Source organism: Streptomyces sp. NPDC111628 (assembly GCF_055635195.1).
In genome coordinates this window covers 1,096,210-1,109,435 of record NZ_JBVKBZ010000001.1, presented here as the reverse complement: position 1 = coordinate 1,109,435, position 13,226 = coordinate 1,096,210, and the positions used below count along the sequence as shown (strand labels likewise).

9 protein-coding genes are annotated in these 13,226 nt (G+C 72.5%); 3 read left to right on the top strand and 6 right to left on the bottom strand.

Annotated elements, in window-relative coordinates; all coding sequences use genetic code 11:
• Window positions 1–239: 239 nt before the first annotated feature.
• Window positions 240–647, bottom strand: coding sequence for an MGMT family protein (locus ACZ7MF_RS05470; RefSeq protein ID WP_356856585.1), 408 nt, complete (start codon window positions 645–647; stop codon window positions 240–242).
• Window positions 648–832: 185 nt separating this feature from the next.
• Here ACZ7MF_RS05470 and ACZ7MF_RS05465 point away from each other — a divergent pair, with 185 nt between their 5' ends.
• The 3 genes from ACZ7MF_RS05465 to ACZ7MF_RS05455 all read left to right on the top strand — a co-directional run bounded on the left by ACZ7MF_RS05465 (window position 833) and on the right by ACZ7MF_RS05455 (window position 6,924).
• Window positions 833–3,610, top strand: coding sequence for a lysylphosphatidylglycerol synthase domain-containing protein (locus tag ACZ7MF_RS05465; RefSeq protein WP_471474655.1), 2,778 nt, complete (start codon window positions 833–835; stop codon window positions 3,608–3,610).
• An 80-nt stretch (window positions 3,611–3,690) separates the two neighbouring features.
• Window positions 3,691–5,241, top strand: a complete 1,551-nt coding sequence (locus ACZ7MF_RS05460) for an alpha/beta fold hydrolase (RefSeq protein ID WP_471474654.1) — start codon at window positions 3,691–3,693, stop codon at window positions 5,239–5,241.
• 141 nt (window positions 5,242–5,382) lie between these two features.
• Window positions 5,383–6,924: an alpha/beta hydrolase gene (locus ACZ7MF_RS05455; RefSeq protein ID WP_471474652.1), complete on the top strand. Its 1,542-nt coding sequence runs from the start codon at window positions 5,383–5,385 to the stop codon at window positions 6,922–6,924.
• 71 nt (window positions 6,925–6,995) lie between these two features.
• Here ACZ7MF_RS05455 and moeZ read toward each other — a convergent pair whose 3' ends face one another.
• From moeZ to ACZ7MF_RS05430, 5 genes are all read right to left on the bottom strand, one after another.
• On the bottom strand, window positions 6,996–8,174 hold the full coding sequence (moeZ, locus tag ACZ7MF_RS05450) for an adenylyltransferase/sulfurtransferase MoeZ (RefSeq protein ID WP_356856577.1): 1,179 nt from the start codon (window positions 8,172–8,174) through the stop codon (window positions 6,996–6,998).
• Between the two features lie 63 nt (window positions 8,175–8,237).
• On the bottom strand, window positions 8,238–8,987 hold the full coding sequence (locus tag ACZ7MF_RS05445; protein ID WP_471474651.1) for a spherulation-specific family 4 protein: 750 nt from the start codon (window positions 8,985–8,987) through the stop codon (window positions 8,238–8,240).
• The gene (locus ACZ7MF_RS05440; RefSeq protein ID WP_471474649.1) at window positions 8,975–10,033 is read right to left on the bottom strand and encodes an NAD-dependent epimerase/dehydratase family protein; all 1,059 of its coding nucleotides are present in this window, start codon (window positions 10,031–10,033) and stop codon (window positions 8,975–8,977) included. Before ACZ7MF_RS05440 ends, ACZ7MF_RS05445 begins: the two co-directional genes overlap by 13 nt.
• 111 nt (window positions 10,034–10,144) lie before the next feature.
• Complete coding sequence (locus tag ACZ7MF_RS05435; RefSeq protein ID WP_471474648.1) at window positions 10,145–11,359, bottom strand: hypothetical protein; 1,215 nt, start codon at window positions 11,357–11,359, stop codon at window positions 10,145–10,147.
• Window positions 11,356–13,101, bottom strand: coding sequence for a glycosyltransferase (locus ACZ7MF_RS05430; RefSeq protein WP_471474646.1), 1,746 nt, complete (start codon window positions 13,099–13,101; stop codon window positions 11,356–11,358). The genes ACZ7MF_RS05435 and ACZ7MF_RS05430 overlap by 4 nt, the downstream gene beginning before the upstream one ends.
• Window positions 13,102–13,226 lie beyond the last annotated feature (125 nt).

The following is a 13,226-nucleotide window of genomic DNA, read 5'->3' as shown; positions in this document are numbered from 1 at the left end:
TGGTGGGCCGTCCGCGCCGTGGGCGGGGCGGTGGCCACGGGATGAGGGGCACGCGTGCGGCCGACGCTACGCCGGGGGACGAGGCGGAAGCGGTGCTTCCTCTTCTTCCCTCGGGTCACTCGTGGCACGAGCACCCCCTGCCCCACGAACGTACGTCATGCCACGGACATGCCCGAAGTGCGTGGTTTACCTCATACGGATCACACGTCGCACATCGGCCGGTCCCATGGCGGAAGCTGTCAGGTGTGACCCTGTGCGCGTCCGCCGTGCCCCTGTGGGCGTCCGTCGCCGTCCCACCGCGCCCGCTTCAGGTCGAGGCGCGGCAGGTGGCCCTCTGCGGCCCTGCTCGCCTCCTTCAGGGGCGTGCCCTCCTCCCGGTAGCGGTCGAGCGCCTCCAGCTCGTGCCCCGCGAGCAGGACCCCGTCCGCGCGGACGATCCGCCACCAGGGGACGCCTCCCCCGTAGAGGGACATCACCCGGCCGACCTGACGGGGTCCCCCCTCCTCCAGGTACTCGGCCACGTCTCCGTAGGTCATGACGCGGCCCGGCGGGATCAGTTCGGTCATGTCGAGGACCCGCTCGGCGTACTCGGGCAGCGCGTCCACGTTCTCCGGACGGACGCCGTCCGGGAGGCTCTGCTCGCTCATCCGACCCATCCTGCCGCACCCGGCCGACAACGCGACGCACTCCCGAGGGCCCGCGTCCCTCGCCCACGAGCGGCGCTTCGGGCAGACTGTGCGGCCCGCACGGGCACCCTGATGCCTGCCGAGGCCGACGCGGCATGCCACCATCGTGCGGGCGGTGACCAGTGATACGAGAGCAAGAAGAGGCGATGAAGCAGCAGGGTGTGCACCCCGAGGACGCCGAGGGCACCTCTGACGCTTCGTCGCGCCCGGACACCGCGCACGGGGGCGACGGAGAGGCCGGCGAGCGCGTGACCGAAGGCCCGTCGGCGACGGCCGCCGATCCCGACGACGTGGCGCACATCGACGAGGTCGAGGGCGACGAACCACTGCTCCCCGCGCGCGTGCACCGCCCTTCCGACCTGGTGCGCCTCCTGGTGGGCGTACTCGCCGTCGCCGTACTCCTCGCCATCGCCGCCTTCGCGCACGGCACCACGTCCGGTCTCGAACAGGACATCAACAAGGGCACCGGGCAGGCCCCCGACCTGCTCATCAAGATCGCCGGGCTGGCCTCCAGCATCGCGATCCTCCTGGTGCCCGTCGCGTTCGCGATCGAGCGGCTGATCAAACGGGACGGCCTGCGGATCGCCGACGGCGTGCTGGCGGCGGTCCTCGCGCACGGAGTGACCCTCGCCACCGACCTGTGGGTCGCCAAGGCCGCTCCCGGCTCCATCCAGGAGGCGCTCACCCAGCCGTCCCCGGGTGACATCCACGCGCTGACCGACCCCGTGCACGGCTACCTCGCTCCGGTCATCGCGTACATGACGGCCGTCGGCATGTCCCGCAGACCCCGCTGGCGGGCGGTGCTGTGGATCGTGCTGCTCCTCGACGCCTTCTCGATGCTCGTCACGGGCTACACGACGCCGTTCTCGATCATCCTGACCGTCCTCATCGGCTGGACCGTCGCCTACGGCACCCTTTACGCCGTCGGCTCCCCCAACGTGCGACCCACCGGTCGGACGCTGATGGCGGGCCTGCGGCACGTCGGCTTCCGGCCGGTGACCGCCGCCCGGCAGGAAGCGGCGTCCGACAACGTCGAGACCGGTGACCGCGGACGCCGCTATTTCGTCACGCTGGAGGACGGCCGGCCGCTCGACGTGACGGTGGTGGACCGCGAGCAGCAGGCGCAGGGCTTCTTCTACCGAGCGTGGCGCAATCTGACGCTGCGCGGCTTCGCCACCCGCAGCAGCCTCCCTTCGCTCCGGCAGGCGCTGGAGCAGGAGGCGCTGCTCGCCTACGCGGCCATCGCGGCCGGCGCCAACGCGCCCAAGCTGATCGCGACGTCGGAGCTGGGTCCCGACGCCGTGATGCTCGTCTACGAGCACACCGGCGGGCGCTCCCTGGACTCGCTGGCGGACGAGGAGATCACCGACGACCTGCTGCGCGGGACCTGGGAGCAGGTACGGGCCCTGCAGTCCCGGCGCATCGCGCACCGCAGGCTGGTGGGTGACGCGATCCTGGTGGATCGTTCCGGCACGGTGATCCTCACCGACCTGCGCATCGGCGAGATCGCCGCCGGCGACCTGCTGCTGCGCATGGACATCTCCCAGCTCCTGGTGACGCTCGGGCTGCGGGTCGGTGCCGAACGCGCGGTCGCGTCGGCGGTGGGGGTCCTCGGCCCCGACACGGTGGCGGACTGCCTGCCCATGCTCCAGCCCATCGCGCTCAGCCGTTCCACCCGCGCGACCCTGCGCAGGCTGGCGCGGGAACGGGCCCAGCGCGAGCGCGAGGCGGTGCTGGAGTCGTCCCGGCAGGCCAAGCTGGCCCGCGCGGAGGCAGCCGGTCACGAGGCCACGAGCCACCCGGCGGAGCAGACCGACAAATCCACCCAGACGGACAGAGCGGACAAGAAGGCCGTACGTGCCGAGCAGCGGGCCGAGAAGCGCGCCGTGGACGAGGCCATCGAGGAGGCCCGCGAGGAGGACCTGCTCACCCAGATCCGCCACGCGGTGCTGCGCATCAGGCCGCAGGCCCCCGTCGAGCCGGCCCGGCTGGAGCGGGTGCGGCCGCGCACGCTGATCAGCTTCATCGCCGGCGCGATCGGCGCCTACTTCCTGCTCACCCAGCTCACCCACATCGAGTTCGGCCCGCTGATCTCGAACGCCCAGTGGGGCTGGGTGGCCGCGGCCGTGCTGTTCTCGGCGGCGAGCTATGTCGCGGCGGCGATGGCCCTGCTGGGTTTCGTGCCCGAACGAGTGCCGTTCCTGCGGACCGTGGCCGCGCAGGTCGCCGGGTCGTTCGTGAAGATCGTCGCCCCCGCCGCGGTCGGCGGCGTCGCCCTGAACACCCGCTTTCTGCAACGGGCTGGCGTGCGCCCCGGGCTCGCGGTGGCGAGTGTCGGCGCGTCCCAGCTGTTCGGGCTCGGCTGCCACATCCTGATGCTGCTGTCCTTCGGCTATCTGACCGGCACCGAGAAGACACCGTCGCTGTCGCCGTCCAGGACCGTCATCGCGGGTCTGCTGACCGTGGCGGTGCTGGTGCTCGTGGTGACGTCGGTGCCGTTCCTGCGCAAATTCGTCGTCACGCGCGTGCGGTCGCTTTTCGCCGGGGTCGTGCCGCGCATGCTGGACGTGCTGCAAAGGCCGCAGAAACTGATCACCGGTATCGGCGGCATGCTGCTGCTCACCGCCTGTTTCGTGATGTGCCTGGACGCCTCGATCCGCGCCTTCGGCGACGAGTCCTCGTCGATCAGCCTGGCGAGTGTCGCGGTCGTCTTCCTCGCGGGCAACGCGCTCGGGTCCGCCGCGCCGACGCCCGGCGGTGTGGGCGCGGTGGAGGCGACGCTGACGGTGGGTCTGATCGCCGTCGGCCTCCCCAAGGAGGTCGCCGCGCCCGCGGTGCTGCTCTACCGGCTGCTCACCCTGTGGCTGCCGGTACTGCCGGGCTGGCTGATGTTCAACCACCTCACGCGCAAAGAGGCGCTGTAGCGGGATACGAGAGGGGCGCTCCGTACCTCGTACGGCCCTGGCCCCGCGCGGGTGCTCGCGCGCGACCGCACGATGGACGCATGCCGAATCCCTCCCGGCTGCGCGCCGCCGCCCTGACCGCCACCGCCGCCGCGCTGTCCGTCCTGCTGGCGGGCTGCGGGGGCGGGTCGCAGGAGGACGACGAGGACCTGACGGGCCAGAAGCTGCACTGGAAGGACTGTCCGGCACCGTCCGAGGCCGAGGGCGGCGGCGCCGCCCCCTCCCCGCTGCCGGACGGCGACGAGTGGCAGTGCGCCACCATGAAGGCGCCGCTCGACTGGGACGACCCCGAGGGCGACACGATCGGCCTCGCACTGATCCGGGCCGAGGCCGACGGCGCGGCGGACCGGCGGATCGGATCGCTCGTCTTCAACTTCGGCGGTCCGGGCGGATCGGGCGTCACCACCCTGCCGGCGTTCGGCCAGGACTACGCGAAACTGCGCACCCGCTACGACCTGGTCAGCTTCGATCCGCGCGGCGTCGGCCGCAGCGACCCCGTCGAGTGCCTGGACGACAAACAGCTCGACACCTATTTCCAGCAGGACGCCACGCCCGACGACCGGGCCGAGCGCACCGAGTTCGTGGACAACACGGAGGAGTTCAACGCGGCCTGCGAGAAGCACTCGAAGAAGATCCTTCCGCACGTCCGCACGACCGACGCCGCCCGCGACATGGACCTGATGCGTCAGGTACTCGGCGACCAGAAGCTGCACTACTTCGGCATCTCCTACGGAACCGAACTGGGCGGTGTCTACGCCCACCTCTTCCCCCGGCGCGTGGGCCGCGCCGTCTTCGACGCGGTCGTCGACCCGACGCAGACCGCGGAACAGGGCTCGCTGGGCCAGGCCAAGGGTTTCCAGCTGGCGCTCGACAACTTCGCCGAGGACTGTGTGTCCAAGGTCGAGGACTGCCCCATCGGTGACACGGCCGAGGACGTCGAGGCGCGCATCGCCCGCCTGTTGAAGGACCTCGACCGCAAGCCGATCCCGGGGGTCTTCCCCCGCGAACTCACCGAGACCGCCGCGACCGGCGGCATCGCGCAGGCGCTGTACTCGAAGGACTTCTGGGAGTACCTCACCGAGGGCCTGGAGCAGGCGTACGACGGGGATGGGCGGGTCCTCATGGCGCTGTCGGACGCGCTGAACGGGCGCAACGAGGACGGCGAGTACAGCAACATCACCGCCGCCAACGTCGCCATCAACTGCGCCGACGACAAACCGCGGTACGACCCTGCGTACGTGGAGGACAAGCTCCCCGAGTTCCGGGACGCCTCCCCGCTGTTCGGCGACTACCTCGCCTGGTCCATGCTCAGCTGCACCGACTGGCCGGTCGCCGGAGCCGCCGGCCATCCGGACGTCCACGCGCCGGGCGCGGCTCCGATCCTGGTGATCGGCAACACCGGCGACCCCGCGACGCCCTACGAGGGCGCCGGGAGGATGGCGGACGCGCTCGGCAAGGGCGTCGGCGTCGAACTGACCTACAAGGGCCAGGGGCACGGTGCCTACGACAGCAAGAACAAGTGCGTGCAGGACGCGGTGCACGGCTACCTGCTCGACGGAAAGGTACCGGCGGCCAACACCGTGTGCTCCTGACCGCGGACGCCGCGACAGATTGACCGAAGCGGCAGGTCAGAGCGTTATCCACAGCCATCGGCGGGCGCTGCCCGCGCCACCTACCATGGCAGGAACGCCATCCGCCGCACGGCGCGGACGGCTTGCCAGGGGGGAGAGGACATGGCGCGTCTCGTCCGGTGGACGGCTCTGACGGCCGCCGCCGCACTGCTGACGGCGGGCTGCAGCAGCGGCTCGTCCGACGAGGACAAGGACGACGGGGGCAGGAGCAGCGCGGGACCTTCGGCGGCGGCCCCGTCCGGAGTGCCGGAGGCACTGGCGTCCCAGACGCTGGACTGGGCCCGTTGCGAGGGCACCGACGATGCCCCGGCACCGGACGGCGACTGGCGGTGCGCCACGCTCAAGGCCCCCCTGGACTGGTCCGACCCGGACGGCGACACGATCGATCTCGCGCTGATCCGGTCCCGGGCGAGCGGGGACGACCGCATCGGCTCCCTGCTGTTCAACTTCGGCGGGCCGGGCGGCTCCGGCGTCTCCATGATGCCGTCCTACGCCGACACCGTCTCCTCCCTGCACGAGCGGTACGACCTGGTGAGCTGGGACCCGCGCGGGGTGGCGGCCAGCGAGGGCGTCCGCTGCCGCACCGACGAGGCGATCGAGGCCGCAGAGTCGGTGGACTCCACACCGGACACCCCGGCCGAGGAGCAGGCCTATCTGAAGGACGCCGCCGACTTCGGCAAGGGCTGCGAGAAGACCGCCGGCAAGCTCATGGAACACGTCTCGACCACGGACACCGCCCGCGACATGGACCTGATGCGGCACGTCCTGGGCGACGAGAGGATGCACTACTTCGGCATCTCCTACGGCACCGAACTCGGCGGCGTCTACGCCCACCTGTTCCCCAAGCACGTGGGACGCGTCATCCTCGACGCCGTGGTGGACCCGGGCGCCGACACGATGGGCCACGCCGAGAACCAGGCCAGGGGTTTCCAGCGCGCGCTGGACGACTACCTGAAGTCGACCGGGCAGGAACCGGAGCAGGGGTCGCAAAAGATCGCCGACCTGCTGGAGCGGCTGGACGCCGAGCCGCTGCCCACGTCCTCGCCGGGGCGGGAGCTGACGCAGACCCTCGCGCTCACCGGCATCGTGCTGCCGCTGTACAGCGAGAGCGGCTGGCCGGCCCTGACCAGTGCGCTGAAGGCGGCCGAGGAGGGCGACGGCTCGGAGTTGCTGGCCCTCGCCGACGGCTACAACGAGCGTGATCCTTCGGGGCGCTACGGCACGACGACCCACTCGCAAAGGGTCATATCGTGCCTGGACGACAAGCAGCGGCCGACCGCGGAGGAGACGAAGAAGCTGCTGCCGAGGTTCGAGAAGGTCTCTCCCGTCTTCGGCGCCTTCCTCGGCTGGGACACGGCCGGGTGGTGCCACGACTGGCCGGTGGCCGGTCAGCACGAGACCCCGGAGGTGAGCGCGCCCGGCGCGGCCCCGATCCTGGTGGTCGGCAACACCGGCGACCCGGCCACGCCCTACGAGGGCGCCCGCAGGATGGCGGACGAGCTGGGCAAGGACGTCGGCGTGGTGCTGACCTGGAAGGGCGAGGGGCACGGTGCCTACGGGAGCGGGAGCGACTGTGTCGACTCCGCGGTGGACGCCTACCTGTTGAAGGAGACGGTGCCGAAGGACGGCAAGGTCTGCTCATGACGGCGGCGGGGGCTTCGGGCACCTGCGGTGCGCGAAACCCCCGCCGTCCGGGAAGCGGGTCCGGGAGCCGGTCAGTAGACGGGCTTCTCCGGCTCGATCTGGTTGACCCAGCCGATCACGCCGCCGCCGACGTGGACGGCGTCCGAGAAGCCGGCGGACTTGAGGACCGCGAGGACTTCCGCACTGCGGACACCCGTCTTGCAGTTCAAGACGATCTTCTTGTCCTGCGGGAGGTTCTCGAGGGCCGAGCCCATGAGGAACTCGTTCTTCGGGATCAGCCGGGCGCCCGGGATGGAGACGATCTCGAACTCGTTCGGCTCGCGGACGTCGATGAGCTCGATGTTCTCGCCGTCGTCGATCCACTCCTTGAGCTGCTTGGGAGTGATCGTGGAGTCGGCGGCGGCCGCCTGGGCCTCCTCGGACACGACGCCGCAGAAGGCCTCGTAGTCGATGAGCTCGGTGACGGTCGGGTTCTCGCCGCAGACCGCGCAGTCGGGGTCCTTGCGGACCTTGACCTGACGGTAGGTCATCTCCAGGGCGTCGTAGATCATCAGGCGGCCGACCAGCGGCTCGCCGATGCCCTGGAGGAGCTTGATGGCCTCGTTGGTCTGGATGGAGCCGATGGACGCGCACAGCACGCCCAGGACGCCGCCCTCGGCGCAGGAGGGGACCATGCCGGGGGGCGGGGGCTCCGGGTAGAGGCAGCGGTAGCAGGGTCCGTGCTCGGACCAGAAGACGGAGGCCTGGCCGTCGAAGCGGTAGATCGAACCCCAGACGTAGGGCTTGTTCAGCAGCACGCAGGCGTCGTTGACCAGGTAGCGGGTCGCGAAGTTGTCCGTGCCGTCGACGATCAGGTCGTACTGGCTGAAGATGTCCATCACGTTGTCGGCCTCGAGCCGCTCCTGGTGAAGGACCACGTCCACCAGCGGGTTGATGCCCTTGATGGTGTCACGGGCGGACTCGGCCTTGGGCCGGCCGATGTCGGCCTGGCTGTGGATGACCTGCCGCTGCAGGTTCGACTCGTCGACCTCGTCGAACTCGATGATGCCGAGCGTGCCGACACCGGCTGCCGCCAGGTACATCAGGGTCGGCGAACCGAGGCCGCCCGCGCCCACGGCGAGCACCTTGGCGTTCTTCAGCCGCTTCTGCCCGTCCATCCCCACATCGGGGATGATCAGGTGGCGGGAGTACCTGCGGACCTCGTCTACGGTGAGCTCGGCGGCCGGCTCGACCAGGGGTGGCAGCGACACGGGGACTCCGTTGGTCGGTCAGTAATTACGGTTGTTCTCCAAGTAACACTGCCATGGCCTTTTTCATTCCGAGACACCCGTCCCGACCCGCGAGACGATTTCGTCCCAGTAGCCGGGCATCGTCTCCCAGGGGTCGGCCCGGCCGCCGCGATCCGTGCGGTCGGTGAAGCAGATCGTCGCGGCCCCCTGCCAGCGGGCGATGCGCAGCGCTTCCTCCAGGTGCCCGCGCGGCAGGCCGTGTACGAAGTGGCAGAAGCGCTCGGGCGGATAGTCGGCGCTCCACTCGGCCGCCTGGGACCAGCGGTAGTCGGCCCAGGTGCCCGAGAAGGTGACGAGCTGGTCGGCGTTCTCGGCGTAGCCCGGGTACGGGTGGGTGCCGTGGCCGAGGACGATGTGGGCATCGTCGCGGATCGCCCGCAGCGTGGTGACCGTGCGGCGGACCTCGGGGAGGGCGGCCCGGTCGGAGGGGCAGCGGGCGAGGAGGAACCCGTCGACCTGGTACCAGTCGAGGTATCGGTGGCCGTCGGAGATCTGCTCTCCGAGGCTGCGGGCTCCGTACGCGGCGTCGAGATGGCCGAGGACGTGGATGCCCGCGTTGCGCAGGCGGCCGGCGGCCTCCAGGCATCGCGGGTCGGGGTGCGCGCCGGGTCCGTCGGCGATGTTGAGGACGACCCAGTGCAACGGGGTGCCGGGGCGGGTGAGGCCGGCCCACTCGTCGGGGGCGACGAGGGGGTGGGCCAGCCCTGGGACACCGAGGCCGGTGCGGACGCCGGTGCTCGCGACGCCTGTTCTGGTGCTGGTCAGATACGACATGCCGCCTCCATCCAGATGTCGGCCAGGGACTCTTCGAGGGCGATCCGGGGCCGCCAGCCGAGCCGGTCGCGTGCGGTGCGCACATCGGCCTGCTGCCAGCTGCCGCAGCCGTCGGGGTACGGGTGCGGGGCCGGGGCCGTGTGCTCGGGGTCGGTGCGCTCGCCGCGGCTTTGGAGGGGGTCCGGGCGGTGATGGCCGAGGACGTCGCTCCGGTGGTGACCGAGGGCGTCGACACGGTGGCCGAGGGACTCGGTACGGGGGTGGCCGATCGTGGGCCGCAGGGCGCCGGGGGGTCCGTCGAGTTCGTGCAGGGCCCCGCCGTAGCCGGCGACCCGGGCGAGGGTGGCGGCGGCGTCGCGCAGCCGGACGGCGCGGCCGGAGCCGATGTTGATGACGCCCTGCGCGGCGGAGAGCGAGGCGGCGTGCACCGCTCGTGCGACGTCGCGGACGTCGACGAAATCCCGCTGGGCGCCGAGGCCGCCGAGCCGGAGTTCACCGTCGCCGGACTGCATCGCGCGGCGCATGGCCTCGGCGAGCCGGCCCAGCGGGGAGCCGGCGGGCGTACCGGGCCCCGCGGGCGAGAAGACCCGCAGGACGACGGCGTCCAGACCGGAGCCGAGGACGAGTTCGGTCGCGGCGAGTTTGCTGACGCCGTAGGGACCGCCGGGGCGGGGCACGGCGTCCTCCGCGGTCGAGGAACCGGGCTGGCTGGGTCCGTACTCCGCGCTGCAGCCGACCTGCACCAGGCGGGCACCGCAGCCGCTGCGGCGCAGGGCCTCGCAGACGGTCGCGACGGCGACGGTGTTGTGCCGGGTGAGTTCGCGGGCGCCGCCCCGGGTGGCGCCCGCGCAGTTGACGACCACTCCGGGATGGACCGCGTCCAGGAAGCGGGTGAGGGCGCCCGGGCTTCCGGTGGCGAGGTCGAAGCGGACGTCGGCGTCGTCACCGCGGCCGAGGGCGGTGAGCTGGACGGCGGGGTCGGCGAGCAGACGGTCGGCGACGAAGCGGCCGATGTAGCCGTTGGCTCCGATCAGCAGGACTCTCATCGGGCGGCTCCCGGTGCCGAGGCGTCGGGTCGGGAGGTGGTCATCTGGGGGCTCCTTCAAGGGGTGATGCGGGGGTGTTGCGGACGGTTGAGGGGCTGTCCGTGCGCGCGCTCACCGCGTTCCCTCCGTCGAGGCGTGGGCCGAGGCCCTGGTCAGGCGACGGCACGCGTGGACGAGGAGGGTGAGGGCACCGACGCCGCAGGCGGCCGTCGGGACACCGGCCGGGCCGCAGGCGGCGACCAGGGCCTCCACGGGGGCGGAGAGGAAGCCGCAGCCGGGGAGGCGCCCGGCGAAGACCGTGGCCAGGGCGGCCGCCTGCGCGGCTGCCGTGGCGGTGAGGACGAGCGGGCCGGCGTGGGTGTGACCGTGCACGCCGAGCAGCCGGGCGAGCAGCAACAGGGCGCCCAGAGTGAGTCCCTGGAGCCAGTCGGCGGGTTCGCCGAGCACGGCGCCGGTCAGGGTGAGCAGAGCCGCCAGGGTTCCCAGGTACAGGCCGAACGCGCCGAGCAGCAGGGGGCGCACGGAGGCGGAGAAGTCGGTGAGACCCCGGCTGGACGGCAGTTTGCGGCGGGCGCCCGCGGCGAAGAGGTGGGCGCAGCCGGCCGCGGGCGCGCAGGACAGCGTGAGCGCCAGGACGGGGGCGACGGTGACGGGCCACGCCCCGTCGGCGGTGCCCTCCGGGAGACCGTCGGGGCCGCCGCTGACCGCGGTCTGCAGGAGCCCGTCGCCGAGGAGGGCGTAGCCGAGCAGCCAGCAGGTCCAGGTGCTGGTGGTGCGCGTCGCCGCCCTCAGCGGCCCGCGGCGCAGTGCCGCGCCCAGGGCCAGGGTCACCGCGAGGACTCCGACGGCGGCCACGGTCAGGCGCGCCCGGCCGTCGGTCAGGCGCAGTCCGGCCACGGCGGCGGCGCACAGCACGCCGGGCAGCAGGGCGAGGACGAACCCGGCGGCGCGGGGCCCGCCCGGCCGGGGCTTCGGCCCGCCCTCGGGGCGTGCGGGGGTGTCGCCGTCGCGCGGGACACGGGCGTACATCTCTTCCGCGAGGGAGAAGACGTCCCGGTGGCGGAAGCGTGCGGCGGTCCGGTCGGTGACGCCGTGCGCCTCCAGGCCCGCCGCGATCTCCAGCGGGTCCACGGCGCGTTCGCACAGTTCGCGGTGCCGGTGCAGCAGCCCCTTCACGGGGTCCGCGGCGGAGCGGCGGACGGCGGACGCGGGCGGCGACTGCCTGCCGTCGCGGCCCGCCCGGCCGGTGTCTTCAGCACCGGCGTCTTCGCGAGGGCCCGGGCCGCGCGGGGTCCCGGGCCGGTCCAGTTCGCCGAGGCCGCTCATCGGGACGCTCCCTCGGCCGCCGAAACCGGTGCCGTGGCCCGGCCGCCGTCCGTCGCCCAGCCGGGCCCGTTCCGGACCGCGCCGGGACCGCCCCCGGCCGCGACGCGGGCCGTTGCATCGCTCCAGCGACCGGGGAGGTGGGCCTCGGCGGGGACGCCGAAGGGCAGGGGTTCGCCGGTGTCGTCGAGTACGACGCGGCGTACCGGTGTACGCGAGAGGATCTCCAGGTAAATGCCGTGAAATGCCGTGATGTTCTGCTCGACGGTGAACAGCTCCAGTGCGCGGGCGCGCGCGGCGGCGCCCAGGCGTTCACGGCGCTCGGGATCGCGCAACAGCGCGACGCACGCCTCGGCGAGCGCCCGCGGATTGCGCGGGGGCACGACGAGTCCGGTGCCGCCGATCGCCTCCACCACCGCGCCGACGTCCGTGGACACCGTCGCCCGGCCGCAGAACATGGCCTCGACGAGCCCGGTCGGGAACCCTTCGACGACGCTGGAGAGCACCACCAGGGCCCCCGAGGCGTACGCGTCGGCGCGGGAGGGCAGTTCGGGTCCGCCGGTCTCCTCGAAGGAGACCGGGTTGCGGCCGACGGCGTGCGGACCGTCGGCCTCGTCCGGGAAGAGCTGCGCCGCCAGTCCCTTGCAGTGGGCCAGGTAGGCGACGCCCTCGGGACCGCAGGGGGCACCGACGATCCTGAGCCGCGCGCCGGGCTCCGCCCTGCGGACCTCCGCGAAGGCGTGCAGCAGCGAGACCAGATCCTTGACCGGTTCGACGCGGCCGACCCAGACGAGGGTCTGCGGGTCGGCGCACTCCGGGGACTCCCCCGCCTCCGCGAAGGGGGCCGCGTCCATGCCCGGGTGGACCGTGCGCAGCTTGGCCCGGTCGGCGCCACAGCGCTCCTGCCAGCGACGGGCATGGGTGTTGCCCGGGGTGACCACGGCCGCGCGCCGGTAGGTCTCGGCGGCCAGCCGACCGTGGAAGCCGGCGAGCAGCGACCGTATCGCGGGCGAGGAATCGGGTTCCGTGAGGTAGTGCGTCCGCAGCCGCACGCCGTACTCGGTGACGAGCAGCGGCACGTCGCAGAAGTGCCGGGCGAGCAGGCCCGGCAGGGCGCCCGTGCCTCCGGAGGTCGCGTGGCACAGATCCACCGAACCGAGGTCGTCGTCCTCGTACCAGTCCAGGGACAGGGGGCGCAGGGCGCGTTCGAGGCGCGCGGCGACGGCCAGCAGATCGGGAACGCGCGCCTCGCGCGCGGAGCGGTGGGCGCCGGGCGCGCGACAGGCGCGTTCCAGGGCGCGTACGGCGGTCTCCGAGCGGAGCGCGGTGGGCAGTCCGCCCTCGTCGCGGGCGAGTTCGGCGAGGCCGTACAGGGCACTGGCGAAACGGTCCGCCTCAAGGGCCGACTGCCCTTCCGGCTCCTCCTCCGAGCTCCTGGCCGGATCTCCGGGGGCGGCGCTGCACAGGGCCGTGGCCAACTCGCCGTAGCACTCGGCGAAGCGCCGGCGCGCGCGCCGTCCGTGGACGATTCCGTCGTCCACGGTTTCCCACAGCGGGGCGGTGCGCACCCGGCCGACCTGCGGCGGCAGCGGCACCCAGCCCTCGTCCTCCTCGCGCTCGCTGCGGCTGAGCGCGTAGATGTCGAACTCGTGGTGCTCCAGGCCGCGCACGAGCCGGTCGCACCAGAGCCCGGCCTCACCGCTCACATACGGATAGCCACCCTCCGTAAGCAGTCCGATGCGCACGCGCGCACCCCCGATCTCCCGTTTGGGGAGCCGCCGTTGGCCCGGCGGCTCGCAGCGGGACGAACGTATGCGGACAAGGAGGTGGCGCGATGGACGGTTGTCCATCGCGCCACCAAAAGGGGTGA

Coding starts and splice junctions, on each gene's coding strand:
- ACZ7MF_RS05445 (WP_471474651.1), bottom strand. CDS start 8,987: ATGTCGTATCTGACCAGCACCAGAACAGGCGTCGCGAGCACCGGCGTC.
- ACZ7MF_RS05435 (WP_471474648.1), bottom strand. CDS start 11,359: ATGAGCGGCCTCGGCGAACTGGACCGGCCCGGGACCCCGCGCGGCCCG.
- ACZ7MF_RS05455 (WP_471474652.1), top strand. CDS start 5,383: ATGGCGCGTCTCGTCCGGTGGACGGCTCTGACGGCCGCCGCCGCACTG.
- ACZ7MF_RS05465 (WP_471474655.1), top strand. CDS start 833: ATGAAGCAGCAGGGTGTGCACCCCGAGGACGCCGAGGGCACCTCTGAC.
- ACZ7MF_RS05470 (WP_356856585.1), bottom strand. CDS start 647: ATGAGCGAGCAGAGCCTCCCGGACGGCGTCCGTCCGGAGAACGTGGAC.
- ACZ7MF_RS05460 (WP_471474654.1), top strand. CDS start 3,691: ATGCCGAATCCCTCCCGGCTGCGCGCCGCCGCCCTGACCGCCACCGCC.
- ACZ7MF_RS05440 (WP_471474649.1), bottom strand. CDS start 10,033: ATGAGAGTCCTGCTGATCGGAGCCAACGGCTACATCGGCCGCTTCGTC.